The 25,453-nt window shown below is 63.5% G+C and carries 21 protein-coding genes; 8 read left to right on the plus strand and 13 right to left on the minus strand.

Annotation, left to right across the window (positions count from 1 at the left end):
• Positions 1-867, minus strand: a complete 867-nt coding sequence (locus Q7V31_RS07155) for a hypothetical protein (protein WP_304733344.1) — start codon at positions 865-867, stop codon at positions 1-3.
• Positions 864-3,386, minus strand: a complete 2,523-nt coding sequence (locus Q7V31_RS07160) for a Lon protease family protein (protein ID WP_304733345.1) — start codon at positions 3,384-3,386, stop codon at positions 864-866. The genes Q7V31_RS07155 and Q7V31_RS07160 overlap by 4 nt, the downstream gene beginning before the upstream one ends.
• A 216-nt stretch (positions 3,387-3,602) precedes the next feature.
• On the opposite strand from Q7V31_RS07160, the gene Q7V31_RS07165 reads away from it, so the two are divergent.
• The 7 genes from Q7V31_RS07165 to Q7V31_RS07195 all read left to right on the plus strand — a co-directional run bounded on the left by Q7V31_RS07165 (position 3,603) and on the right by Q7V31_RS07195 (position 10,621).
• Complete coding sequence (locus Q7V31_RS07165) at positions 3,603-4,226, plus strand: HD family hydrolase (RefSeq protein ID WP_304733346.1); 624 nt, start codon at positions 3,603-3,605, stop codon at positions 4,224-4,226.
• Between the two features lie 108 nt (positions 4,227-4,334).
• Entirely contained in the window at positions 4,335-4,853 is a 519-nt protein-coding gene (locus Q7V31_RS07170) for a tyrosine phosphatase family protein (RefSeq protein WP_304733347.1), read from the plus strand.
• A 59-nt stretch (positions 4,854-4,912) separates the two neighbouring features.
• Entirely contained in the window at positions 4,913-5,917 is a 1,005-nt protein-coding gene (locus tag Q7V31_RS07175) for an NAD regulator (RefSeq protein WP_304733954.1), read from the plus strand.
• A 233-nt stretch (positions 5,918-6,150) separates the two neighbouring features.
• Positions 6,151-7,221, plus strand: a complete 1,071-nt coding sequence (gene nadA, locus Q7V31_RS07180) for a quinolinate synthase NadA (RefSeq protein ID WP_370690635.1) — start codon at positions 6,151-6,153, stop codon at positions 7,219-7,221.
• 18 nt (positions 7,222-7,239) lie between these two features.
• Complete coding sequence (locus Q7V31_RS07185; protein WP_304733348.1) at positions 7,240-8,853, plus strand: L-aspartate oxidase; 1,614 nt, start codon at positions 7,240-7,242, stop codon at positions 8,851-8,853.
• On the plus strand, positions 8,850-9,719 hold the full coding sequence (gene nadC, locus Q7V31_RS07190) for a carboxylating nicotinate-nucleotide diphosphorylase (protein ID WP_304733349.1): 870 nt from the start codon (positions 8,850-8,852) through the stop codon (positions 9,717-9,719). Before Q7V31_RS07185 ends, nadC begins: the two co-directional genes overlap by 4 nt.
• Before the next feature lie 80 nt (positions 9,720-9,799).
• A complete protein-coding gene (locus Q7V31_RS07195; RefSeq protein WP_304733351.1) occupies positions 9,800-10,621 on the plus strand; it encodes an SDR family oxidoreductase in 822 nt (273 codons plus the stop codon).
• 3 nt (positions 10,622-10,624) lie between these two features.
• Here the strand turns inward: Q7V31_RS07195 and Q7V31_RS07200 are convergent, their stop codons facing one another.
• The 8 genes from Q7V31_RS07200 to Q7V31_RS07235 all read right to left on the minus strand — a co-directional run bounded on the left by Q7V31_RS07200 (position 10,625) and on the right by Q7V31_RS07235 (position 19,834).
• The gene (locus Q7V31_RS07200) at positions 10,625-11,362 is read right to left on the minus strand and encodes a cell wall hydrolase (protein ID WP_304733352.1); all 738 of its coding nucleotides are present in this window, start codon (positions 11,360-11,362) and stop codon (positions 10,625-10,627) included.
• Between the two features lie 450 nt (positions 11,363-11,812).
• Positions 11,813-14,512, minus strand: a complete 2,700-nt coding sequence (ppdK, locus tag Q7V31_RS07205) for a pyruvate, phosphate dikinase (RefSeq protein ID WP_304733353.1) — start codon at positions 14,510-14,512, stop codon at positions 11,813-11,815.
• 34 nt (positions 14,513-14,546) lie between these two features.
• Positions 14,547-16,586, minus strand: a complete 2,040-nt coding sequence (gene glyS / locus Q7V31_RS07210; protein ID WP_304733354.1) for a glycine--tRNA ligase subunit beta — start codon at positions 16,584-16,586, stop codon at positions 14,547-14,549.
• A complete protein-coding gene (locus tag Q7V31_RS07215; protein WP_304733355.1) occupies positions 16,583-17,476 on the minus strand; it encodes a glycine--tRNA ligase subunit alpha in 894 nt (297 codons plus the stop codon). The genes glyS and Q7V31_RS07215 overlap by 4 nt, the downstream gene beginning before the upstream one ends.
• A 159-nt stretch (positions 17,477-17,635) precedes the next feature.
• Positions 17,636-17,836 (minus strand): hypothetical protein, encoded by a 201-nt coding sequence (locus tag Q7V31_RS07220; RefSeq protein WP_304733356.1) that lies wholly within the window; start codon positions 17,834-17,836, stop codon positions 17,636-17,638.
• A 48-nt stretch (positions 17,837-17,884) separates the two neighbouring features.
• Positions 17,885-18,796 (minus strand): S49 family peptidase, encoded by a 912-nt coding sequence (locus tag Q7V31_RS07225; protein WP_304733357.1) that lies wholly within the window; start codon positions 18,794-18,796, stop codon positions 17,885-17,887.
• Positions 18,797-18,845: 49 nt separating this feature from the next.
• Positions 18,846-19,637, minus strand: a complete 792-nt coding sequence (locus tag Q7V31_RS07230; RefSeq protein ID WP_304733358.1) for a tRNA1(Val) (adenine(37)-N6)-methyltransferase — start codon at positions 19,635-19,637, stop codon at positions 18,846-18,848.
• Positions 19,634-19,834, minus strand: a complete 201-nt coding sequence (locus tag Q7V31_RS07235) for a DUF2007 domain-containing protein (protein WP_304733359.1) — start codon at positions 19,832-19,834, stop codon at positions 19,634-19,636. The genes Q7V31_RS07230 and Q7V31_RS07235 overlap by 4 nt, the downstream gene beginning before the upstream one ends.
• Before the next feature lie 126 nt (positions 19,835-19,960).
• Here Q7V31_RS07235 and Q7V31_RS07240 point away from each other — a divergent pair, with 126 nt between their 5' ends.
• Complete coding sequence (locus tag Q7V31_RS07240; RefSeq protein ID WP_370690636.1) at positions 19,961-21,004, plus strand: polyprenyl synthetase family protein; 1,044 nt, start codon at positions 19,961-19,963, stop codon at positions 21,002-21,004.
• Here the strand turns inward: Q7V31_RS07240 and Q7V31_RS07245 are convergent.
• The 3 genes from Q7V31_RS07245 to Q7V31_RS07255 form a co-directional block, all read right to left on the minus strand.
• A complete protein-coding gene (locus tag Q7V31_RS07245; RefSeq protein ID WP_304733360.1) occupies positions 20,988-21,878 on the minus strand; it encodes a 4-(cytidine 5'-diphospho)-2-C-methyl-D-erythritol kinase in 891 nt (296 codons plus the stop codon). The two genes, Q7V31_RS07240 and Q7V31_RS07245, sit on opposite strands and share 17 nt — an antisense overlap.
• Before the next feature lie 4 nt (positions 21,879-21,882).
• The gene (locus Q7V31_RS07250; RefSeq protein WP_304733361.1) at positions 21,883-23,655 is read right to left on the minus strand and encodes a tetratricopeptide repeat protein; all 1,773 of its coding nucleotides are present in this window, start codon (positions 23,653-23,655) and stop codon (positions 21,883-21,885) included.
• A 107-nt stretch (positions 23,656-23,762) separates the two neighbouring features.
• Positions 23,763-25,430: an electron transfer flavoprotein-ubiquinone oxidoreductase gene (locus tag Q7V31_RS07255; protein WP_304733362.1), complete on the minus strand. Its 1,668-nt coding sequence runs from the start codon at positions 25,428-25,430 to the stop codon at positions 23,763-23,765.
• Positions 25,431-25,453: the final 23 nt, after the last annotated feature.

A 25,453-nucleotide genomic window follows, 5' to 3' on the forward strand; every position in this document is an offset into this window, starting at 1 on the left:
TCAGTCTCCCTTTTCCGCGGGTGAAGATACCGGGCGCGGTTCGCGCTCGGCACCGAGAAGAAGTATTGGACATCCGGCGGCGGCCGAAAGACGCGCGGCATCCTCGTCGTCGCCGAACCATCCCGCATTGACGATCAGCAAACCCACGCCGGCCGCCCTTGCTGCGGTGGCGATGTCGGCCGGGCTGCGGCCACGGGCGTCAAGGCGACGAAACGGCATACCGATGCGGGCGGCAAGCGTTTCGGCAAAGGCGGTGCAGCTCTCCGCCATGCTCGACCCTTCGTCCACCGACGCGACGCCGCGGCCGGCCATGCCCATCGGCGCAGCAGCAGTTCCAAAGGCGCTTTTCAGACCGACGCCGCGTGCCACCAGCAAGACGTCGGCATGTGCATCCAACGTTGCCGCGCGTACCGTGCGCCCGACCTCGTGCGCAGAAGCTGACGCCGAGCGGATGACCAAAGTGTCGTCGGCATTCGCGCTGGCCGCGATCGAAGATAGCGGGCGGCCGCGCTTCACATCGAAACTCCAGTCGACATGCGCATCGGCAGCGACACGGGCCAGCACGCGGCGCGCGCTTTCGGCCTGGGCGCGCATCGCGCGAAGCATGCGCTCGGGATCCAGTTCGCGCACCTGCCCGGAAAAAGAAACCTCGCACGCAAAGGGGAGACCTGAAAGCGCCAGCAGATTCTCGTCCTCGACGAAAATGCCTTTAAGACGCGCATCCATGGAAGCCGCCAGCCGCGCCGCCATCGACAAAGCTTCACGCGTCAGGAATGAGGTATCGAGCCCGATGACGATTCGCGTGACGTCGGCGTCTTCCGTTTGCGCCGTCGCGTGAGATTGCCGATCGTCGCGGGTGGCCATCATGCCCCCTTCCTGCCGTTGTCGTCGGAACGCTGGGCGAAGCGCCGCTGATTGTCTGCAAAGGCCGCAAGCCGGTCTTCGGTGCGGGCATAGATTGTGCCCGACGGAAAGTTTCCGTCGGGACCGCGCACCCCTGCAGGCGCGCCCATCAGAAGCTCGACGCCTTCCTCGACATGCTCGATAGGATAGATCGCAAACATGCCGCGTTCCACCGCGTCGACGACGTCCTGACGCACCATCAGATGTTTCACATTTGCGGCCGGGATCAGAACGCCCTGGTCGCCGGTCAGGCCACGGCGCATGCAGATGTCAAAAAAGCCTTCAATCTTGTCGTTGACACCGCCGATCGCCTGCACTTCTCCCAACTGGTTGACCGAGCCGGTGACGGCGATGCCTTGGGTAATCGGCGCCTCGGCCAATGCGGAGATCAGCGCATAAAGCTCGGCGGAAGAGGCGCTGTCGCCATCGATGCCGCCATAGGATTGTTCGAAAACGATACTGGCACTCATTGACAGCGGTATTTCCGGCAGAAACTGGCCGGACAGGTAACCCGACAGGATCAGCACACCCTTGGTGTGGATGGGGCCGCCCAGCGCGACCTCGCGCTCGATATCCATGACACGGGCACTACCGAGGCCCATGCGCACGCGCGCCGTGATACGGCTCGGCCGCCCGAAGGAAACGCTGCCCATCGACAACACCGACAGGCCGTTGACCTGGCCGATGCGTTCGCCCTCGGTATCGATCATCACGATGTCACGTGTGATCATTTCAAGGCTGCGTTCGCGCATACGGTCGGCGCGCCCGATTTGCGCATCGATAGCGCTGTCAATGTGGCCGGCGGAGATCGCAATCGCGCCTTCGCTTCGGGCGATATGATCGGCCTCGCGCAAAAGATCGACGATAGGCCGCAGGACGGTGGTGAGCTTTTCTGCATCCTCGGCCATACGCGACGAGCGTTCGATGACCCGGCCGACGCCAGAGCGGTCGAGCGGCAACAGGTTTTCCTCGCGACAGAAACCTGCCAGCAACCGCGCATAAAGCAATTCATTGTCCGGCTCGCGGTCGATCTCATCTTCGAAATCGGCGGCAACCTTGAACAGTTCGCCGAAATCCGGATCGAGCTCACTCAGCATGTAGTAGAGATAGCGATCGCCGAGCAGGACGATCTTGATATCGAGCGGGATTGGATCGGGTTCCAGCGTCACGGTACTGATAAGGCTCAGATATTCGCCGGCGCTTTCAATCACGACCTTGCGGCGGCGCATGGCACGCTTCAAAGCCTCCCAGGCCAGCGGCTCGCGCAACAGCTTCAAGGCATCGATCAACAGGTAGCCGCCATTCGCGCGGTGCAACGAGCCGGATTTGATCAGCATGAAGTCGGTGACCAGCGCGCCCATTTGCGGCATGTGCTCGACGCGGCCGAGCAGATTGGCCATGGTCGGGTGATCTTCATAGAGGATCGGTGCGCCGCCGCCAATATAGCCGCCGGCGTCGGCAAGATCCTGTGCCTTGAGCGACGCCGAACCGTGCTGACGGGCGACCTCGCTGTTTTCGACGACGATGTTGACGTCGTAGCGGCGGAACATGTCTGCCGACGAGAAACCTGCTCCCTGACCCTGCGCCATAGCCTGCATGGCGAGCATCGCCTGCGGCGGCTGGGCCGACGCGTCGGTCCCCGCGAAAAGACCGATGTTCTCGATCAGGTCGCCCTTCACCGCGTCGAGCCAGGTCTTGGCCGGTATTACGCCATCGAAAAAGACACGTAGCTCGCGCATGACGCGCTCCACTTCGCGTTCGGCGACCTCGCGATTGAGCGACTGGATGCGCTGGCGGTGCTCCTTCTGCCAGCCGGGAATATGTTCGATGGTGTCGGCGAGTTCTCTTTGCAGGCCCTGTATGATGTTTTCGATGCGCTTGCGTTCGTCTTCGGGTAGCTTGTTGAATTCCTCGGGTTTCAGCACATTTCCTTCATGCAACGGCGCCAACGCGAAGCCCGCTGGCGTGCGCAACAGCGCAATGCTTTCCGCCTCGGCATGGGTGCGCAGTTCCTCGAAGGCCTGTTCCTGTTTTTCCTGATATTCCTCGTCGATCGACTGACGACGGTTCTGATATTCCTCGCTTTCGATGATCGCCGGCATCGTCGCCTTCAGATCGTCGACCAGTCGGGCCATGCCCTCTTTCAGCGTGTGGCCCGTGCCGGCGCCGAGTTCCAGAGCGACCGGCTTGTGGGGTGTCTCGAAATTGTTGACATAGACCCAATCGGACGGCACGCGCTGGCTCAGCGCCACGCCCGACAGAAAACGGAGCACCGCCTCGTGTTTGCCGGCGCCGTCGGGGCCCAGCACAAAGAGGTTGTAGCCTTGATGGCGGATGCTCGCGCCGAAGCTCAATGCCTCCAGCACCCGCTCCTGACCGACAAGGCCGCCGTGATCCTCCAGCCCGGCCGTGGTCGCAAAGTCAAATTGTGCCAAGTCGCAAGCGCGATAGAGAAGGTCCGCCGGAACGGGATCTACTGCCATACTTCTGTGCTTTTCCCTCACCGCGTCATTTGGTGCCGCCGCGCGGTCATTCCGGAGCATATCCGCACTTGGATCATGGACAAAGCCCCGAGCCGCACAACCGGGCATCGCTGCACGGGGGTGCGGCAGATGCGCCCGGCCCCTACACTCGCCCTTGTCGACAAGGGGAATGGCGCGCCCTAAGTTTCGCCTCCCCTCTCATGACGGCAAGATCGCATGGCCACCTCCCGACACAGGCATGAAAACGACCGGACCGGTGCCGCATCGCGTGCGTGGCAGCGGATGTTGAGCGGCCGCCGGCTCGATCTGCTCGATCCCTCTCCGCTCGACATCGAGATCGAGGACATTGCGCATGGATTGGCGCGTGTTGCGCGGTGGAACGGGCAGACGGACGGCGATCATGCCTTCACCGTCGCCGAGCATTGTGTGCTGGTCGATGACATCTGTGCCCGCTTCCGGCCCGGCTGGCCGGCGAAGTGGCGGCTGGCGGCACTGCTGCACGACGCGCCCGAATATGTGATCGGCGACATGATCAGCCCGTTCAAGGCGGCACTCGGCATCGACTACAAGGCATTCGAACATCGTCTCGCTGCCGCTATTCATATCCGTTTCGGTTTGCCAAAGGACCTGCCACAGAGCGTCGAAGAGCTGATCAAACGCGCCGACAAGGCGTCCGCCTTCCTCGAGGCAACGCAGATCGCCGGCTTTTCCGATGAGGAGGCGGCGCGGATATTCGGGCGGCCGCGCGGCCTCACGCCGATCCCGATTGAGCCCCTGTCGACGAAGAAGGCGCAAGCGCGCTTCCTCGCTCGTTTCCGTCTGCTGACCGACGACAACTGACGGCCTAAACACCCGCGGCGCTTCAATTTAAGCCCGAGTTTGCACAAATCTGTGTTATTCAGTTCCTATGATCGATTCAGGCCGATTTCGTCACGTGGCGAGCTACCGATGATCTATGTCAGTCCCCTCAGCGCCGTCGAAGATGCGATCCAGACGCTGAAGCCGTCGCACCTTGTCAGCTTGCTCGATCCCGAAACCATGATCGGAACACCGCAAGGCATTGCGCCGACGCGACACCTCCGGCTCGCCGTCAACGATATTGCCGAACCACTTCACGATCTCGTGCCGCCGGGCGCGGCGCATGTATCGGCGTTGATCGATTTCGTGCGCGGTTGGGACCAGCAAAGCCCATTGCTGGTTCACTGCTGGGCCGGGATCAGCCGGTCGTCGGCGGCCGCCTTCATCGCGCTCTGCACGCTCAACGAGGGGCATCCCGAGGCCGAACTTGCGCGGCTGATCCGTGCGCGCGGCGCCCATGCGCATCCCAACCGGCTGATGGTGCGTATCGCCGACGAGTTGCTGGCACGGCAAGGCCGCATGTCGGCGGCGGTTGATGCCCTTGGACCGGGCCGCGCCGTCTGGGAAGGCGAGATTTTCTCGGTACCCCTCCGGCCAGGTGCGGATTGACGGCCTCGCATATGGCGAAAACACCGGGCAAAAGCACCACCCAACAAGCCGAAGCAACCATGCACGCCGACAAGGCGGTGGTGATCGGCCTCAATGCGGCCATCGTCACGGTGTCGGACGACCAACCGAAAATCCTTGTGGTGCCGCATGAAGAGACCGACGGCGCCAGCGGCTGGGACGCGCTGCCTTTCGGTCCCTTCAATCCGGTGCGGCACCGGACGCTCGAAATCGGCCTGCGCTCATGGGTGCAGGAACAGACGCAGCTCGAACTCGGTTACGTCGAACAGCTTTATACCTTCGGTGACCGCGGGCGGCATTCGCTTGAAACCGACGCGCCGGGCGAACATGTCGTCTCGGTCGGTTATCTCGCCCTGACACGCGGATATGACGAAACGCTGAAAGGGGCGGCGTGGTGTGACTGGTACCGCTATTTTCCGTGGGAGGACTGGCGCGAGGGCAAGCCGCCGATCATCGACCAGGCGATTGTGCCGCTGTTGCGCGAATGGGCCGGGCGGCAATCGGAGGCGCCGCCCGAAGAACTTGCTCGCGGCAAGCGGCGCGATCGGATGCGGCTCTGCTTCGGCGTCGATGACGTCGCATGGGACGATGAAAAGGCGCTGGAGCGCTATGAACTTCTCTACAGTGCCGGTTTGCTGCTGGAAGCGGCGCGAGACGGCCGCCCCAACGCGCGCGGCCTTACCGGCAAGCATGCGCCCAATCTCGGGCGGCCGATGCAGTTCGACCATCGGCGCATCCTGGCGACCGCCATGAGTCGATTGCGCGCCAAAATAAAATACCGCCCGGTCGCCTTCGAGTTGATGCCACCCAGCTTCACACTGTACGAACTGCAGAAGACGGTTGAAGCATTGCTCGGGCTTCACGTTCACAAACAGAATTTCCGCCGCCTGGTCGAGAATGCCGGGCTGGTGGAACGCACCGGCCGCATGTCAACGCGGACCGGCGGCCGGCCCGCCGAACAGTTTCGCTTCCGCCGCGAGGTACTGAACGAACGTCCCGCGCCCGGGCTCAAACTGGCGCCCTCGCGCAGCCGCGCCAACAGCTGACGGCACGTCTCCGACGCGAGGCGGCCATAAACCTCCCTCTTTCTGCCGAATTTTCGTGCCTCGACGCCGCTCCGAAAGCTGTTGACGTGCCTAATGCTCAGTTGTAGCATAAGTTCAATTGAGAGCCCGGCTTCCTTTCCGGTCCGTTCGCGACATGAAAATGGATGCCGGTGTTTTTGGTACCTTATATATACTCATTATGAGTATATATAAGCAGCAAGATGGAGGCCGACATGGCCCTTGCAGGCGAGATGCAGAAGACAGGCGCGGCGCAACCGGCAGGGCGCGCGTTCAAGCCGCTTGAGATGCCCGAGCTTGAATATACGCCGGGCCTGGCGAAGGAAATGGCGCCACTTTACGAGAAAGTGAAGAAGGTCATTCCGTCGATCGAGTGGCCCTTCTTCGCGCCCTATATCCATGCGATCAACCGCCTCAAGAAAGAGCGCAATGCGGTTGTGCTCGCGCATAACTACCAGACGCCGGAAATCTTCCACGGCGTCGCCGACATCGCCGGCGACAGCCTGCAGCTTGCCAAGGAAGCGGCCAAGGTCGACGCCGATGTGATCGTGCAGTGCGGCGTCCATTTCATGGCCGAGACGTCGAAGCTCCTGAACCCGCACAAAACCGTACTCATTCCGGATGTGAAAGCCGGCTGCTCGCTGGCCGACTCGATCACTGGTGCCGATGTGCGCCTGCTGCGCGAGACCTATCCGGGCGTTCCGGTCGTCACTTACGTCAACACTTCGGCCGAAGTGAAGGCCGAGAGCGACATCTGCTGCACCTCGTCCAACGCGCTGCAGATCGTCGAGAGCTTCGGCACGGACCGCGTGCTCTGCATTCCTGACGAGTTCCTCGCCAAGAACATCGCCAAGCAGACGAAGGTGAAAATCCTCACCTGGAAAGGCCATTGCGAGGTACATGAGCGCTTTACGGCGGAGGAGTTGCGCCAGTATCGCCGCGACGATCCCAACATCGTCATCATCGCGCATCCCGAATGCCCGCCCGAAGTTGTGGCCGAAGCCGACTTCTCCGGCTCGACCTCCGGCATGATCAAGTGGGTGAAGGACAATCAGCCCAAGCGTGTCGTCATGGTGACGGAATGTTCGATGAGCGACAATGTGGCGGTCGAGAACCCCAATGTCGAGTTTGTGCGTCCCTGCAATCTCTGCCCGCACATGAAGCGCATCTCGCTGAAGAACATTCTCGAAAGCCTCGTCTATATGCGTGAAGAAGTGACGGTCGATCCGGCGATTGCGGCGCGGGCGCGCCTTGCGGTCGAGCGGATGATCAATCTCGGCAACTGATCCTTTCGGGAGAGCCAAATGGCTCACGGCAATATTGTCGATGCCGGCGACGTTCTGATCGTCGGCGCGGGGCTTGCGGGCCTCTTCACGGCGCTGAAGCTCGCGCCCCGTCCGGTTACCGTGCTGGCAAGCGCCCCGATCGGCGATGGCGCTTCGAGCGCCTGGGCGCAGGGCGGGATCGCAGCCGCCATCGAGCCGGGCGACACACCGGAGTCCCATGCCGCTGACACGATCGCGGCCGGCGCGGGCACCGTCGACGAAGAGGCCGCTCTTTCGATTGCGCGCGAGGCCGCCATTCGCATCGAGGACCTGCTCAGGCTCGGCGTGCCTTTTGACCGCAATATCGAAGGCAAGCTGGCGGTCGGACGCGAGGCCGCGCACAGCCAGCGCCGCATCGTCCATGTGAAGGGCGACCAGGCGGGCAAGGCGATCATGCAGGCGCTTGTCGCCGCCGTGCGTGCGACGCCCTCGATCCGCGTGATGGAAGGCCTGTCGGCTTATGAGCTCGCCATCGAGGACGGGCGCGCTGTCGGTATTTTCGCGCGGCCGGCCCATGCCGCGACCGCGCCCGTGCCGCTCCTCATCAAGGCGCGGGCGCTGGTGCTGGCGAGCGGCGGGGTCGGCCAGCTTTTCGCCGTGACCACCAATCCGCTGCAGGCGCGGGGCGAAGGCGTTGCCATGGCGGCGCGCGCCGGTGCGCTGATCGCCGATCCCGAATTCGTGCAGTTCCACCCGACCGCGATTGCCGGACAACACGACCCGGCGCCGCTGGTCACAGAGGCGTTGCGCGGCGAAGGCGCGATCCTTGTCGATAGCGCCGGCCGGCGCTTCATGCCCGCAATCCATCATGACGCCGAACTCGGGCCCCGTGACATCGTGGCGCGCGCCATCTTCCGCGAGATCGAGGCGGGGCGCGGCGCCTTTCTCGATACGCGCGTGGCGCTGGGGACACGGTTCCCGGAAGCGTTCCCCACCGTCTACAAGAGTTGTCTCGCGCTTGGCATCGATCCTGTACATCAGCCGATCCCCGTGGCGCCGGCGGCGCATTATCACATGGGCGGCATTCATGTGGATATGCGCGGCCGCAGTAGCATCGAAGGCTTGTGGGCCTGTGGCGAGGTCGCGTGCACGGGCATGCATGGCGCCAACCGGCTTGCCAGCAATTCGCTGCTTGAGGCCATCGTCTTCGGCGCACGGATCGCGACCGATATCGACGGCTCCGTGCCAGGCGCGCGGGCGGGCCGCGAAGTCGCGCCGCCCGTGCTTGCCTCCGCATATGCGCTCGATGCACCGATGGTGGCGCAATTGCGCCAGATCATGACGGCACATGTCGGTGTCGAACGCGACGCGAACGGCCTTGCTTTCGCGCTTGGCGAAATCGCGCGCCTCGAACGCGCAGCGGGCCCTGCCAGCCTTTTCGGCAATATTGCAACCACTGCAAAGCTGATTGCGGCGGCGGCCTTCGCACGCGAGGAAAGCCGCGGCGGGCACTACCGCAGCGACTTCACGCGCACCCGTGCGCCGTGGCGTCACCGGACTTTCATCACGCTGAAGGAGGCCTCGCGCATCGCGGATGCCGCCATTGCCGAAGCGCCTGCCACCGGCGAGATTGCCGCGCAGGCCGGCGCATGAGCCTGCCTCTCGAGCCCCTGTCGGCGCTTCTGATCGAACCGGCGGTGCGCGCGGCACTGGCCGAAGATCTCGGCCGTGCCGGCGATATCACCACCTTGGCAACGGTGCCGGCGGCAGCAAAAGCGCGCGTGCTTCTCAACGCGCGGCAGTCCGGCCGCATCGCGGGGCTCGATTGCGCGCGCATGGCGTTCCGGCTCGTCGAACCGGCACTGAAGGTCGCGGTTTTGAAAGGCGACGGCTCGGATGTCGAGCCGGGCGATAGCATTGCTGCCATCGAGGGGCCGGCGCGCGGTATTCTCACCGCCGAGCGCGTCGCATTGAATTTCCTCGGCCACATGTCGGGCATCGCGACGGCGACGCGCGAGATCGCGCAGGCCATCGAAGGCACGCGTGCGCATGTCTGTTGCACGCGCAAGACGACGCCAGGCCTGCGGATTTTCGAGAAGTACGCCGTGCGCGCCGGCGGCGGCATGAACCATCGCTTCGGGCTCGACGATGCCGTGCTGATCAAGGACAACCATATCGCCATGTCAGGCGGCATCGCCGCCGCGATCCGGCGCGCCAAGGCCGCCAGCGGCCACATGGTCAAGATCGAGATTGAGGTCGATACGCTCGACCAGCTTGATGAGGCGCTGGCGGAGGGCGTCGACGCGGTGCTGCTCGACAACATGATGCCGGCGATGCTTGCCGATGCCGTGCGCCGCATCGGCGGGCGGGCCATCGCCGAAGCATCCGGCCGAATCACCGCCGAAACGGCAGCCGCTATCGCCGCCTCAGGTGTCGATCTGATCTCCTGCGGCTGGATCACCCATTCCGCACCCTGCCTCGATATCGGCCTCGACTTCGATTCCCTTACGGCATCGTAAGCGCTCAACGATCGTCCTTCCCCGCACGCTGAGACTGGACTACGGTCCATAAAATCAGAACAGCATCAGCGGGAAGCATCATGGGACAGGCGAACGGGCGGCAGAGCATTTTCATCACCGGCGCAGCTTCGGGCATGGGGCTCGAAACGGCGCGACTTTTCCATTCGAAAGGCTGGTTCGTCGGCGGCTATGACGTCAACGGCGTCGGCCTCGTTGCCCTCGAAAAGGAACTCAGGCCGGAGAACTGCATCGTCCGCAAACTCGATGTCACCGACAAGGCGGCCTATGACGATGCCGTCGCCGCGTTCGGCGACGTCACCGGCGGCCATATGGACATCCTTTTCAACAATGCCGGCATCGGCAAGGGCGGGTTGTTCGAACAGATGCCGTTCGAGGACATCATGGCCGTCGTGCAGGTCAATTTTGTCGGCGTGCTGAACGGCATTCACACGGCGCTGCCGCTCTTGAAGGCGACGAAGAATTCGCTCTGCTTCACGACCTCGTCCTCCTCCGCCACCTACGGCATGCCGGGCATTGCCGTCTACTCGGCAACCAAACATGCGGTGAAGGGGCTGACCGAAGCGCTCTCGATCGAGTTCCGGCTGATCGGCGTGCGTGCCGCGGATGTGCTGCCGGGACTGATCGACACGCCGATCCTGCCTGAAGGCACGGCCGCGAATGCGCCCAAGGAAGGCATGTTCCGCGCCATACCGCCGGTCGAGGTCGCCAAAGTGGTGTGGGAGGCCTATGGCTCGGACAAGCTGCACTGGTATGTGCCGCCGGAGCTTGTGGAACTCGACAAGATGGCCGGCAATGCACCCGAGCTGGTGCGCGATCAGATTGCCAATTCGGGGCCGCTGGCGCCGCTCCTCAAGGCGATGGAAGAAGCAGCGAAGGGCTGAGCCTTACGAGCGCTTTTCGCGGTTGGGCTTGCTGTAGAAGATGTGACGGCCGATCTTCGCCACTTCGACCATGCTCGACGCCCAATAGGGCTGCACATAGTCGGCGTGGTAGAACATCGCCGGGCCAACATCCGCCTCGTCGAGACGGCCCATCGTCACAAATTCCGCCGTGCGCATCGATTTGGCCCAGGCGCGGCGCTCATTCGGCACCTTGCTGAGCGAACGGTCGCAGGTAAACGAGAACTGGCAGCCCGTGCTGCGGCTGGCGCCCTGATAGACGACGCCGCAAATCGTATCCGGGTAGTTTTTCGAACCGACGCGATTGAGGATCACGCGCGCCACGGCTTGCTGGCCGCGCGCGCTCTCGCCGCGTGCTTCGAAATAGATGCCGACGGCAAGACAACGACGCTCCTCTTCGAGCATGCGCGCTTTCACCTGCAGCAACGGCGTATCGACATCCATCGGACGGCCGTTCGCCGGCAGGATCAGGCTCGCCTGCTGGAACTCGGCATCGAAGAAAAGCGTATCGTCGCTGAAGGCGCCGGCAAGGTCGCGGCCATGAACCGGCGCGAAAGCCAGCATCGGCGCGTCATCGGCACGCGCCTCGATCACGGGCGTGGGGGTCGCCATTGCGTTCAGCACAGTCGCCGAGACGGCGCCAAGGCACACAATACCGAATGCCGAATAGGCAGCCCCGGAAAAGATGTGGCCCAGATCGAGCCAATCGAAGAGTTTACGCATCGTTCTCTAAACCGTCTGCTTTGTTGTTCATTCAGATCCTGGGACTGCGCCCCTCTGATCGGGGGCTTCGATCCGGTTCCTTTTCGGGAACCTTGCAAGATCCACGGACAGCACCGCTATACGTGCCAGAGCCCGATGCCGCTTCGACACCTGGGCAATTTCCTAACGCATTCATCAGCTGACGGGAGGTAACATGCTGATTCAGGGGTCACAATGTCATAGTTGCCACATCGTTAGTGGAAACGCCTATGTCATTGGCTGCAAAAGAGTTTTCAGGTGCGACAAATCGCACCGCAGCATGATTTCCGGTCAGCGTGATTCCATAATCGCGGTAAAGACAGACATTCCACCGCGACTCAATGCTTAACAAAACTGTCGCAATTTCGACACAGTTGTTAATCGTCTGTACACGCTTGAATCCCAAAACGGGATCGTCCGTTTACGGAATTCTCAGGCCGTGCTGCCTTCGCTCCCGGCAGCGGAACCGACATGCAGGGCCGCCTGAGCGGCGGCGAGACGGGCGATCGGCACCCTGTAGGGCGAGCAGGAGACGTAAGTGAGGCCCACTTCCTCGCAAAACCCGATCGAGGCGGGGTCGCCGCCATGCTCGCCGCAAATACCGAGCTTGATGTCGGGGCGGGCAGCCCGCCCCCGCTCGGCGGCGATGCGGACAAGCTCGCCGACGCCATCCCGGTCCAGCGAAACGAAGGGGTCCTGCATCAGGATTTTCTTGCCCAGATAGTCGTTCATGAACTGGGCGGCATCGTCGCGGCTGATGCCATAGGTCGTCTGCGTCAGATCGTTGGTGCCGAAAGAGAAAAATTCGGCGGACTCGGCAATCTCGCGCGCCATCAGCGCCGCGCGCGGCAGCTCGATCATGGTGCCGACATGATAGCGCAGGCTGACGCCCTGCTCCTTCTCGACGTCGGCGGCGACGGCGACGATGCGTGCTTTCAGGAAGTCGAGTTCGGTCTTCATGGCGACCAGCGGCACCATGATTTCGGGGATGACGGCGGCGCCGGTTTCCTTCGCGGCCAGCAACGCGCCTTCGAAGATGGCGCGGGCCTGCATCTCGTAAATCTCCGGATAGGAAATGCCGAGGCGGCAGCCGCGATGGCCGAGCATCGGATTGGCTTCGGCAAGTTCGGCGAGGCGGCGCACCAGCTTGTCGGCGGACATGCCGGTGTCGGCGGCGACCTGCGCGATTTCGGCCTCGCCTTTCGGCAGGAATTCGTGCAGCGGCGGATCGAGCAGGCGGATCGTCACCGGCAGCCCCTGCATGATCTCGAACAATTGCCGGAAGTCGTCGCGCTGCATCGGCAGTATCTTGTCGAGCGGCGCGCGGCGGCCCTTGGCATCGTCGGCCAGAATCATCTGACGCACGGCGACAATGCGGTCCTCGTCGAAGAACATGTGCTCGGTGCGGCACAGACCGATGCCCTCGGCGCCGAATTTGCGCGCCGTCTCGGCATCATGCGGCGTTTCGGCGTTGGTGCGCACTTCCATGCGGCGATATTTGTCGGCCCATCCCATCAGTGTCGCGAAGTCGCCGGAAAGTTCGGGCTGCAGCGTCGGGATCTGGCCCTTGAGTATCTGCCCGGTCGAGCCGTCGACCGTGATGACGTCGCCCTTCTTCACGGTGACGCCCGAGGCGGTGAAGGTTTCGGTCTTGTAGTCGATGCGGATCGTGCCCGCGCCCGAGACGCAAGGCCGGCCCATGCCGCGCGCCACCACAGCCGCGTGGCTCGTCATGCCGCCCCGCGTCGTCAGGATCGCCACGGCCGAGTGCATGCCGTTGATGTCTTCGGGGCTGGTTTCGATACGCACCAGCACCACGCTCTTGCCGATCTGGCGCAGCGACGCCGCCTCCTCCGAGTTGAACACGACCTCGCCCGAGGCCGCGCCGGGCGAAGCCGGCAGCCCGGTCGCCAACACATCGCGCGGCGCATCGGGATCGAGCGTCGGGTGCAGCAGCTGGTCGAGCGATGCCGGGTCGACACGGGCGATCGCTGTCTTCTCGTCGATCAGACCTTCCGCCACCATTTCGACGGCAATCTTCAACGCCGCTTTCGCCGTGCGCTTGCCGGCGCGGGTCTGCAGCATCCAGAGCTTGCCATCCTGCACCGTGAACTCGACATCCTGCATGTCGGTATAGTGATTTTCGAGACGATCGAAGACGGCGGCAAGCTCGACAAAGGCCTTCGGCATCGCCTCTTCCATCGACGGTTTCTTGTCCTTCGCCGCTGCGCGCGCCTCTTTCGTCAGGCTTTGCGGCGTGCGGATACCGGCCACCACATCCTCACCCTGCGCATTGACCAGGAACTCGCCGTAATAGTCCTTTTCACCTGTCGAAGGATTGCGCGTGAAGGCAACGCCTGTCGCCGACGTCTCGCCCATATTGCCAAAGACCATCGCCTGGATGTTGACCGCCGTGCCCCAGCTCTCGGGAATGCTGTGCAAGCGTCGATAGGTTTCGGCGCGGCGATTGCGCCATGAGCCGAAGACCGCCGAGATCGCCCCCCAGAGCTGTTCGTCAACGTCCTGCGGGAAGGGCTTGCCGAGCGCTTCTTTCACGCGCGCCTTGTAGAGCGTGACGATGCCCTTCCAGTCTTCGGCCGAAAGCTCCGTATCGAGACTGAATTCCTGCTCTTCCTTGAAATATTCGAGAATCTCCTCGAAATTGTGATGCTCGACGCCGAGCACGACATCGGAATACATGGCGATGAAGCGGCGATAGCTGTCATAGGCGAAGCGTTCGTCGCCGGACCGCGCGGCAAGACCGGCCGCCGTCTCGTCGTTGAGGCCGAGATTGAGCACCGTGTCCATCATGCCGGGCATCGAGGCGCGCGCGCCCGATCGCACCGAGACCAGCAGCGGGTTTTTCGCGTCGCCGAAGGTTGCGGCCATGACGCGACCGATTTCGGCAACGGCCGTCTCGACCTGTTCCTTCAGGCCGGCCGGAAAGGCGCGGTCGTTTTCATAGAAGGCGGTGCAGACTTCGGTGGTGATGGTGAAACCCGGCGGAACGGGAAGACCGATGTTGGACATTTCGGCCAGATTGGCGCCCTTTCCGCCCAGCAGGTCGCGCAAGTTCGCCCCACCTTCCGCCTTGCCGTCGCCGAAGGAATAGACCCACTTTTTCTCTGTCATCGCACTTGCCTTTGTTGAGGCCTTCGATGAGGGGCTAGCCCTCGACCTTCGAAAAATCCGCGACCTCGTGCAAGGCCGCGCGAATCTGTGCCAGGAGCTTCAGGCGGTTGGCGCGAAGCTTCGAATCGTCCGCATTCACTGTCACGTGTTCGAAAAAGGCATCGACCGGCACACGCAATTTCGCCAGCGCCGACATGGCGGCGGCAAAGTCCTCACGGGCAATCGCATGGCTCGCCTCGGCACGCGCCTCTTCGATACGGTCGAACAGCGCGCGCTCCTCGTCTTGCGCAAAGCACGCCGGATCGGGCAGACCGCCATAAGTCGCCTTGTCCTTCTTTTCCTCGATATTGAGGATGTTGTTGGCGCGCTTGTAGCCCGCCAGAAGGTTCTTGCCGTCCTCAGTGCCGAGAAAATCCGACAGCGCCTCGACGCGCTTGACGATCAGGACGAGATCGTCCTGAACCTGCCCCATCTCATTGAGCGCAAAAACCGCATCGACCAGGTCGTGGCGCGCGCCGCGATCGCGCAGATGGACTTTCATGCGGTCGGCAAAGAAGGAGAGAAGATCCTTTCCCTTTCCTTCGACCAGAGTCAGCAGATTGATGCGGATGCCGCTCTCGAGAATAATCCGGATGACGCCCAGCGCTGCACGACGCAGCGCAAAGGGATCCTTCGAGCCGGTCGGCTTTTCATCGATGGCCCAGAAGCCCCACAGCGTGTCGATCTTGTCTGCAAGTGCGACGACCCTACCCAGCGGCGACGACGGGACATCATCGGAGGGCCCGAGCGGCGCGTAATGTTCAGCAATCGCCTGCGCGATGTCGTCGCCGAGGCCGTCGTTTCGCGCGTAATAGGCGCCCATCAGGCCCTGCAGCTCGGGAAACTCGCCGACCATGCCCGAAGTGAGATCGGCTTTGGCGAGCCGGCCGGCCAGTTCAGCCTTGTTCGGATCGACACCCGGCACCAGCGCCGCCATTTCGCGTGCGAGGTCCGCAATCCGCTCGGCCTTCTGGCGCACGGTACCAAGCTTTGCGTGAAAGACGACGTCTTCGAGTTTCGGCAGACGGCTTTCGAGCGTTGCCTTGCAATCCTGATCCCACAGAAATCGTGCATCGGCGAAGCGGGCACGCAGCACGCGTTCATTGCCGTTGACGATGGCCTTGCCGCCGTCTTCCGCTTCGAGATTGGCGATCACGATGAAGCGGTTGCTGAGCTTGCCCGCCTTGTCGTGGAGCGCGAAATATTTCTGGTTGGCGCGCATGGTCGAGGTCAGCACTTCCTGCGGCACCGACATGAAATCGTCGTCGATACGGCCGATCAGCGGCACCGGCCATTCGACAAGCCCGGCCACTTCATGCAGCAGCGCTTCATCTTCCTTGAGCACCAGCCCTTCGGCTTCCGCCAGCGCTTTCGCGCCGTCATGAATGAAATGTGCGCGCTTGCTCGCGTCGAGAACGACCTTCGCGTCGAGCAGTTTCATCTCGTAATCGGCGAAGTCCTTCACCGCGAATGTGGCCGGGGCCATGAAGCGGTGGCCGCGCGTCATGTTGCCGGAATTGATGCCGTCCACTTCGAACAAAACCGTCTTTCCGCCGAAAATGCAGAGCAGGGAATGCAGCGGCCGCACCCAGCGCAGGCTGCCTGCGCCCCAACGCATCGATTTCGGCCAGGGGAAGGCGCGGATGCCGGCGGGCACAATTTCGGCGATCAACGCGCCCGTGTCGCGGCCCTTTTTTTCGGTGACGGCAACATAGAAAGCGCCCTTCTTGTCTTCCTGTACCGTCGCCTGATCGATCGAGGAGAGACCGGCGGCACGCAAAAAGCCGTCGATTGCCTGTTGTGGCGCACCCACCTTCGGGCCCTTGCGCTCTTCCTTCACGTCGGGCGTCTTGTCCGGCAGCCCATCGATGACGAGCGTCAGACGGCGCGGCGTCGCATAGGCGCGCGCGTTTTTGCCCTCGACACCCGCCTCCTTCAGCGCGTCGGTCACAAGACGCACAAGGTCCTCGCCCGCGCGCTTCTGCATCCGCGCCGGGATTTCCTCGGAGAAGAGTTCGAGAAGCAACTCGCTCATGCCGCGCCCCCGGCCGGCGTTTTCAGCCAGGCTTCGGCGCAGGCTTTCGACAACGCGCGCACGCGGCCGATATAGGCCTGACGTTCGGTGACGGAAATCACGCCGCGCGCATCGAGCAGATTGAAATTGTGGCTGGCCTTGATGACCTGGTCATAGGCCGGCAGCGGCAGCGGCTTGTCGCGTTCCAGCAGCGCCTGACACTCCTTCTCGGCATCCTCGAAATGGCGGAACAGCATTTCGGTGTTTGCCGCTTCGAAGTTGTGCGCCGAGAACTCGACTTCGGCCTGATGGAAGACATCGCCATAGGTGACACGGTCGGCGCCCTTGGCACCGTTGAAGTCGAGTTCGTAGCCGTTGTCGACGCCTTGAATATACATCGCCAGGCGTTCAAGGCCGTAGGTCAGCTCGCCCGAGACCGGATTGCAGTCGAAGCCGCCGACCTGCTGGAAATAGGTGAACTGCGAAACCTCCATGCCGTCGCACCAGACTTCCCAGCCGAGCCCCCAGGCGCCCAGCGTCGGGCTCTCCCAATCGTCCTCGACGAAGCGGATGTCGTGGTTCTTCGCGTCGATGCCGAGCTCCGCCAGGCTTTCGAGATAAAGCTCCTGCAGATTGTCGGGGTTCGGCTTCAGGATTACCTGAAACTGATAATAGTGCTGGAAGCGGTTGGGATTCTCGCCATAGCGGCCGTCGGTCGGGCGGCGCGAGGGTTGCACATAAGCCGCCTTCCAAGGCTTCGGCCCCAGCGCGCGCAGCGTGGTCGCCGGGTGAAACGTGCCCGCGCCCATCGACATGTCATAGGGCTGCAGAATGACGCAGCCCTGACGCGCCCAGAAGGACTGGAGCTTCAGGATCAGGGACTGGAAGGACTGGTCGGGCTTCGCCGTCATTTTGGCCTGTCGCGTGTCGCGCTTTTCGCCCCTTGCGGGCGGCGCGCTCCGCCGCTCAAAGGCGCGCGCAAGTTAGCCGCGCGCCCCCGGAGGGTCAAGCAAACGGACGGGTGCCGCCAGTATGCGACCGGCGGTCAAGTTCCGGGAATCACTCGAAAATCAGATGTCGCGGCGGCTGTGGTCGGGCACATAGGTGCCATCGCCCCGGTCGCGCAGCGTGCCGAGATCGCGCGGTTCGACGCGCGTGCGCGATTGCGTGCGCGCAAAGGCTGCCCGCTGGCGCTCGACCGAGCGCTGCAGCGCCTTGTAGGCAGCGTAGAAGGCCAGAATGAAAACGGCCGCGAAGACGATCTTGGTCATGGGCGAGACCCTCTCGAATCCACCGGGAAACGGCCCCGGCTTTCTGCATTAAAGGCCAAAACGACTCCAAAGGGAACGCTTCTCGGCCGCGGCAATCAGTCCGTCGACCAGCCCCGCCCCCATTTCGGCGGCAAATCCGCCCCCAATGGCGGGAAACGAGGCCCCGAACCGGCTCGCCATGCCGCCGCCGGGACGCCACCAAGGGGCCCGTGAGGCGACCAGGCGCAACTTCACCGTGTCACCATAGAGGCCGCGCATATGGGAGCGCAAATCGGCCAGACCGTCGATCAGGCCGCGCGCCTGCGCGCCCTCACCGGCCCAGAACGCACCGGAGAAAATTTCCGGATCGTCGGTTTTCAGCCGCGCGCCGCGCGCCTTCGTGACCAGCGATTTGAAATTCTCGTGCACTTCTTCCTGCAGCGCCTTGAGGCGCGCCACGTCATCCGGCTTTTCGGGCTGGAAAGGATCGAGCATGGCCTTGCTCTCGCCCGATGTGTGCACACGGCGTTCGACGCCCAGCTTTTCGATCAGCCCGGTAAAGCCGAAGCCGGCCGAGACGACGCCGATCGAACCGATCACGGAGCTTTCATCCGCATATATCTCGTCGGCCGCGCAGGCGATCATGTAGCCGCCCGACGCCGCCACATCCTCGGCGAAGGCATAGACCGGCAGGCTTTTCTCTTTCGCCAGTGCGCGGATGCGCTTGTAGATCAACGAGGATTGCACCGGCGAGCCGCCCGGCGAATTGACGATCAGGGCCACGGCCTTGACGTGTTTCATCGTGAAGGCCGCTTCGAGCGCCGGCGCAACGGCGGCGAGGTTCAGCCCGCCACGAATGGGCTGGGTCGGGCCAATGATGCCGGCAAGCCGCACCACGGCAACGACCGGCTTCGGTGTCCAGTCGGGCGCAACATGCTTGCGAAGAGGCGCGGGGAGAAAAGGCGCAATGAGGTTTTTCATGAAATTCCAGATAGGAACACTTTGCGGCGACAGCAAGGCATGGCGCGGCCTATCCCGGCTGGTCGAGCAGCAATGCCTCGCCGCTGCGCAGGATCGTTTCGGCGCGCTCGGTAAACCGGCCGTCGCGGCCATGCAGCACCAGACCCGGACGGATAACAAGCGGCGCCTTCGAATCGCGCTGGCCACGGATGATGATCCGCGAGGCCGGCTTGCCGGTGGCCGGCCAGAGCGGGAATACCTCGATACCGCCAAGATGCCCTGTCATCGCCGCCAGAAGCTCGGCCAGCGCATCGGCGCGGTGGATGAAGGTGACGGTACCTTTGGGCCGCGCCATGGTGCAGCAGAAGCGCACCCAGTCGTCCAGATCGGAGCCAAGCGTCAGATGCGCCTGCGCCTTGCCTGCATCGGGCGGTGCGGGGCTGTTCACAGGATCGTGATAGGGCGGATTGGCAAAGACATGGTGCCAGCCATTGGGCTCGAGACCCAGCGCCGCAAGGTCGCGCGGTGTGAAACCGATATTGCCTTCGAGAATCGAAACGCGCCCGGCCATGCCGTTGCGCTCGATATTGCGCTCGGCAAGGGCGACAAGTTCGGGCTGCAATTCGAGTCCCGCGACTTCAAGACCCGGCACGCGCGCGGCAAGGCAAAGGCTAGCCGCGCCGACGCCGGCGCCCGCATCCAGCGCCCGTTCACCGTCGCGCGCCGGCACCGAAGCTGCCAGCAGCACCGCGTCGAGCCCGGCGCGGTAACCTTTTTCCGGCTGCAGCAGTTTCAGCCGGTTGCCGAGAAAACCGTCATCCGTGGTGTTCTGTGGAATGTCGTCTGCCGTGCTGCCGCTCATCCTTCCCGCCTCACCTCGTCGAGAATCCGCTGCGCCGCGCCATAGTCCTCGTCGACCACCATGATACGCTGCGGCAGGATGCCGAGCGAGTTTTGCATATGGGCATCCATGCCGAAGCTTTCGATGCCGGCCTCGGAAAGCCGGTATGTCAGATAGGAGATAAAGACCCGGTCTCCCGTTCTGATCAGCTCTTTCATGCCACCTCCGTTGCATGCCGGTCGCGTTGCGACAAATGGCCCCCGGCACTTGCCGCTCTGCGGCTGCCAACCTATGCTCCCTCCTGCGACAGCATATCACATGCAGGCCTTGGAGATTCAGCCTGCATGTCGAATTTTGAGGAGTGGATATTGGGCGTTGTTGTTCCCCTTGAGGAAGAGCGCGGGCGCGATCAGAACGCGGTCAAGCAACTTCAGGCGCTGGTGGCCCGGGACATGGAGGCCGTCAACGAATTCATCCGTGAACGGATGGCATCCGACGTGCCGATGGTGCCCGAACTTGCCAGCCACCTCATCAATTCGGGTGGCAAGCGTCTGCGGCCCATGCTCACCATCGCCGCCTCCCGGATGTGCGGTTACAACGGTGACGACCACATCAAGCTCGCCGCGACCGTCGAATTCATGCACACAGCCACGCTGCTTCACGACGATGTGGTCGACGAGAGCGACATGCGCCGCGGCACCAAGACGGCGCGAATGCTCTGGGGCAACCAGGCGAGCGTTCTCGTCGGCGACTTCCTGCTCGGCCGCGCCTTCAAGCTGATGGTCGAAACAAAGTCGCTCCGGGCCCTTGAAATCCTGTCCAATGCCGCTTCTGTCATCGCCGAGGGTGAGGTCATGCAGCTGGCCGCGGCCAAGGATACCGGCACCACGGAAGATGCCTATCTGCGGGTGATCCAGGCAAAAACAGCTGCGCTTTTTTCGGCCGCCACAGAGGTCGGTGCCGTTATTGCCGGCCGGAACGGCACCGAGGCTGCGGCGCTCGAATCCTACGGGCGCAATCTCGGCATCGCCTTCCAGCTCGTCGACGACGCGCTCGATTATGGCGGCCGCGCGGCATCGCTCGGCAAGAATGTCGGCGACGATTTCCGCGAAGGCAAGATCACGCTGCCTGTCGTGCTCGCCTTCCGGCGCGGGTCGGCGGACGAGCGCGCTTTCTGGCAACGCACGCTGCAGGAGGGCGAGCGGAGCGAGAGCGATCTCGAAAAAGCGATCGATATGATGCAGAAGCACGATGCGCTGGCCGATACGATCCTCCGGGCACGCCATTACGGCGCCATCGCTATCGATGCGCTGGCGATCTTTCCCGAGAGCGACTACCGGCAAGCCCTCACCGATCTGGTCGAGTTCTGCATCAACCGCAATCACTGACGCCGCAGGCAACCACCCACCAGCCCGAATGTGCCCGCGCAACAGCGGCGGCCGCGCTGCGTGCCGCGGCCTCCTGCTCATAGATACCGAAACAGGTTGCGCCTGAGCCCGACATGCGGGCCAGCCGGCAATCCTTGCTGTCGGCGAGCGCGGCCTGTGCCGCGCCGATTTCCGGTGCGAGGCGCGTTGCAGGTGCCTGGAGGTCGTTCGTCTCGCCGGCAAGCCAGCTGGTGAGATCGTCGAGCGAGTCGAACACCGGAACGTCCGGCGCCGCTGGCTCGGTTTCCAGTGCCGGCGCGGCGAGCGCCCGGAACACATCGCCGGTCGGCAGCGCCAGGCCGGGATTGACCAACACCAGATGGAAGTGCGGCAGTGCCGCGAGCCGGGCCAGTTTCGCGCCTGTGCCCCACATCAGGGCCGGACGCGCATCGAGACAGACCGGCACATCGGCGCCGAGCGATGCAGCCATCTCGGTCAGCGCCGCCCGGCCGGGATCGACATCCCAGAGCTGCGTCAACGCGCGCAAGGTCGCCGCAGCATCGGCCGAACCGCCACCGATGCCGGAGGCGACCGGCAGGTTCTTTTCCAGCGTCAGGCGGGCGCCGGCCGTCACGCCGGTCCGTTCCCGCAACAGACGCGCGGCGCGCAACACCAGATTGTCGGGATCGCCGGCCAGCGCCGCTGCAAAGGAACCACGTGTTTCCAGCGTCAGATCGTCAGCCGCTTCGGCGACAATCCGATCGCCGGCTTGTGCAAAGACGACGAGGCTCCGCAATTCGTGGTAGCCGTCGGCGCGGCGTCCGATGATCCGCAGGCTCAGATTGATCTTGGCGGACGCTTTTTCGACGATCTGACGGCTCTCCGCGCCCGGCACCGCGTCAGGATCCCGCAGCGCCCGCGCTGGATTCCTCACGCTCGGCGCTTTCGGCCGCTTCGAGGCCAAGGTCGAGCTTGGTCCGCAGCAACTTGATCCGCTTTTCCTCGGGATTCATCGCCAGAGCGTGATTCCACTGGAAGCGCGCCTCGATTTTTCGACCGACCTTCCAGAAGGCGTCGCCCAGATGTTCGTTGATGGTCGGATCGTCGGGCTGCAACTCAACCGCGCGTTCGAGATATTTGACCGCAAGGTCGTATTCGCCGAGCCGGTAACGCGCCCAGCCGAGGCTGTCGACAATGAAGCCGTCATTCGGACGCCGTTCCACCGCCTTCTCGATCATCGCCAGCGCCTCATCAAGGCGGTGATGCTGTTCGATCCAGGAATAGCCAAGATAGTTCAGCACCAGCGGATGATCGTCGGAGAGTTTCAGCGCCAGCTTCAGGTCCTTTTCGGCCTTCTCCCATTCGCCAAGACGCTCGAAGCAGATGCCGCGCGCATAATAGAGCGTCCAGTCGCGCTCCGACGGCGCACCCGAAAGCGCAATGGCGCGCTCATAAAAGACGACGGCTTCGGCATAGTTTTCCTTGGCGCGGTAAATGTCGCCAATGGCAACCACCGGATCGATGCTGTCGGGCTTCTCGCGTGCGAGACGCTTCAACACCGTGATCGCTTCGGCCTCGCGCTCAAGCCGGTTGAGCGCCATCGCGGTCTGGATCCGTGCGTTCATGTAGAGCGACGACTTGCGGTCGATCTTGCTGTAGGCGTCGATGGCATCTTGCCAGCGCTTGCGGTTCTCATAGGTGCCGGCCAGCAGCGAACGGGCAATATCGAAATCGGGACGCAGGTAAAGCGCCAGATAAAGATAGACATCCGACAGGTCGCTCGACGTGTCCTGCATCAAGGCGCTTCCGAGTCCGTAAAGCGCCTCGGCTGCACCGTCGGCGGCATTGCGCACATGGACCGGCAGCGCCTCGCCGCGCGACAGGCGCGCCAGATGATCGCGCACGAGCGGGTGATCGGGTGCAAAAGCGAGGAAACCTTCCAGTGCCGCGCGTGCCTCATCGGTGCGGCCCTCGCGCTGCAGGAACGTCGCATAGGCCTCGACGACGCGCACGCTGCTGCCGCCGCTGGCGCTCATTGCCTCGGCGAAGGCCGCGTCGGCGCCGGCGGTGTCGCCCAGCAGGTCGAGCATCAAGCCCTGATGATAGGAGCGGAAGAGCGCAAAAGCCGTGCGTCCTTCGAAGGCGCCGATCTTTTCGAGCATCAATTCCTTGTTGCGTTCGCCGGTCGCCGCCCAGGCGGATGTCAGCGTGCCGACAAGGGCCGTGAAGGGTCCCGGCGCCGAGGCCGCGATTTCTTCGCGCGCACCGGCAAAATCGCCGCTCTTCATGTCCGCCAGCGCCAGCGTCAGCCGCGCCATGCGCTGGCCGGGTTCGATCGCGGTCAGGCGCTCGGCCAGCCGGACAGCGCGGTCGACATCGCCGGCCGACAAGGCGGCCATGAAGGCCCGGTCGAGTACCAGCGCATCGTTCGGTTCACCGCGCAGGGCCGCATCGTAATACTCGGCGGCCTTCCGGGGGTCGTTGACCGAGGCCGCATAACGGCCGGCCAGATAGGCGCCATAGGGCGTCTCGCCGCGCTTTGCACCTGTGTTGGCGAACGATCCAAGCGACGCACAGCCGCCCAGCAGCGCCAGCGCCGCGATCAACGCGACGCGCTTCAATGCAGACGGGAGGATCGTTTCGCCGTTCGGCGCGATAGCTGTAACGGCCATAGGGGCCCTGCCTCCGGGAGTGACATGGTCGGCCGCCGCTGCGGCGCCGCCGCCGCCAAGCCTACAGGAGCAGACGCGCCGGATACAGGCGTGTTGGCGGCGCGCGCTCACATATTCGGGTAATTCGGCCCGCCCGCGCCTTCCGGCACGGTCCAGTTGATGTTCTGCGCCGGATCCTTGATGTCGCAGGTTTTGCAGTGGACGCAATTCTGCGCATTGATCTGGAAGCGCGGATTGGCGCCATCGGCGTCGCGGATCACCTCATAGACGCCGGCCGGGCAATAACGCTGCGCCGGTTCGTCGTAATTCGGCAAATTGTAGGCGATCGGAATGGCCGGGTCCTTCAGCTTCAGGTGGACCGGCTGGTCTTCCTCGTGATTGGTCGCCGAGATGAAGACCGAGGAAAGCTTGTCGAAGGAAATCCTGCCGTCAGGCTTCGGATAGACGATCGGCTTGCAGGCGCTCGCCTTCTTCAGCGTCGCGTGGTCGGGCTTCTTGTGCTTCAGCGTGAAGGGCAGGCCGAGACCGAGATTGTTCATCCACATGTCGACCGCACCCAGGCCGATGCCGAAGAAGGTGCCGAGCCGCGACCAGAGCGGCTTGACGTTACGCACGCGCTTCAGGTCCTTGTAGACCGCGCTCGTCTCATAGGCTTGCGTATAGGCCACGAGTTCGTCGGCCTGGCGCCCGTCCTTCACCGCCTCGAAGGCGGCTTCGGCGGCCATGATGCCGGTCAGCATCGCATTGTGGCTGCCCTTGATGCGCGGCACGTTGACGAAACCGGCCGAGCAGCCGATCAGCGCGCCGCCGGGGAAGGTCAGCTTGGGCACCGACTGGAAACCGCCCTCGGTGATGGCGCGCGCGCCATAAGCGATGCGCTTGCCGCCCTCGAAGGTCTCGACGATCGAGGGATGATGCTTGAAGCGCTGGAACTCGTCGAAGGGCGAGAGATAGGGGTTGCTGTAGTTCAGGTGAACCACGAAGCCGACCGAAACGAGATTGTCGCCGAAGTGGTAGAGGAACGAACCGCCGCCGGTCGAATTGTCGAGCGGCCAGCCCATCGTGTGCTGCACCAGGCCCTTGCGGTGTTTCGCCGGATCGATCTGCCAGAGCTCCTTGAGGCCGATGCCGTATTTCTGCGGCTCCCGGCCCTCGTCGAGCTTGAACTTGCGGATCAGCTCCTTCGACAGCGAACCGCGCACGCCTTCGGCAAAGAAGGTGTACTTGCCGCGCAGCTCCATGCCGGGCGTGTAGCTGTCCTTGTGGCTGCCGTCCTTCGCCACACCCATGTCGCCGGTGACGACGCCGCGCACCGCGCCGTCCTCGCCGTAAAGCACCTCGGCGCCGGCGAAGCCCGGATAGATCTCGACGCCAAGCCCTTCGGCCTGTTCGGCGAGCCAGCGGCAGACATTGCCGAGGCTGGCAATGTAGTTGCCGTGATTGTTCATCAGCGGCGGAAAGAGGAAATTCGGCACGCGCAAACCGCCCGCCGGCCCCAGATAGATGAAATGATCGGCCGTCACTTCGGTGTCGATCGGCGCGCCCATGTCGCGCCAGTCCGGCAGCAGCGTGTCGAGGCCGATCGGATCGATCACCGCGCCCGAGAGAATATGCGCGCCGACCTCGGAACCTTTTTCGATCACGCAGACCGAGAGGTCGAAATCTTCCGAGGCCGCGAGCTGGCGCAGCCGGATCGCCGCCGACAGCCCGGCCGGGCCGCCGCCGACGACCACAACGTCATATTCCATATATTCGCGTTCGCCCTGCTCGCTCATTCAGCCTCTCCTCGTCCGGCCGC

The sequence above is a fragment of the Parvibaculum sp. genome (assembly GCF_030651915.1).
Classification (GTDB): Bacteria; Pseudomonadota; Alphaproteobacteria; order Parvibaculales; family Parvibaculaceae; genus Parvibaculum.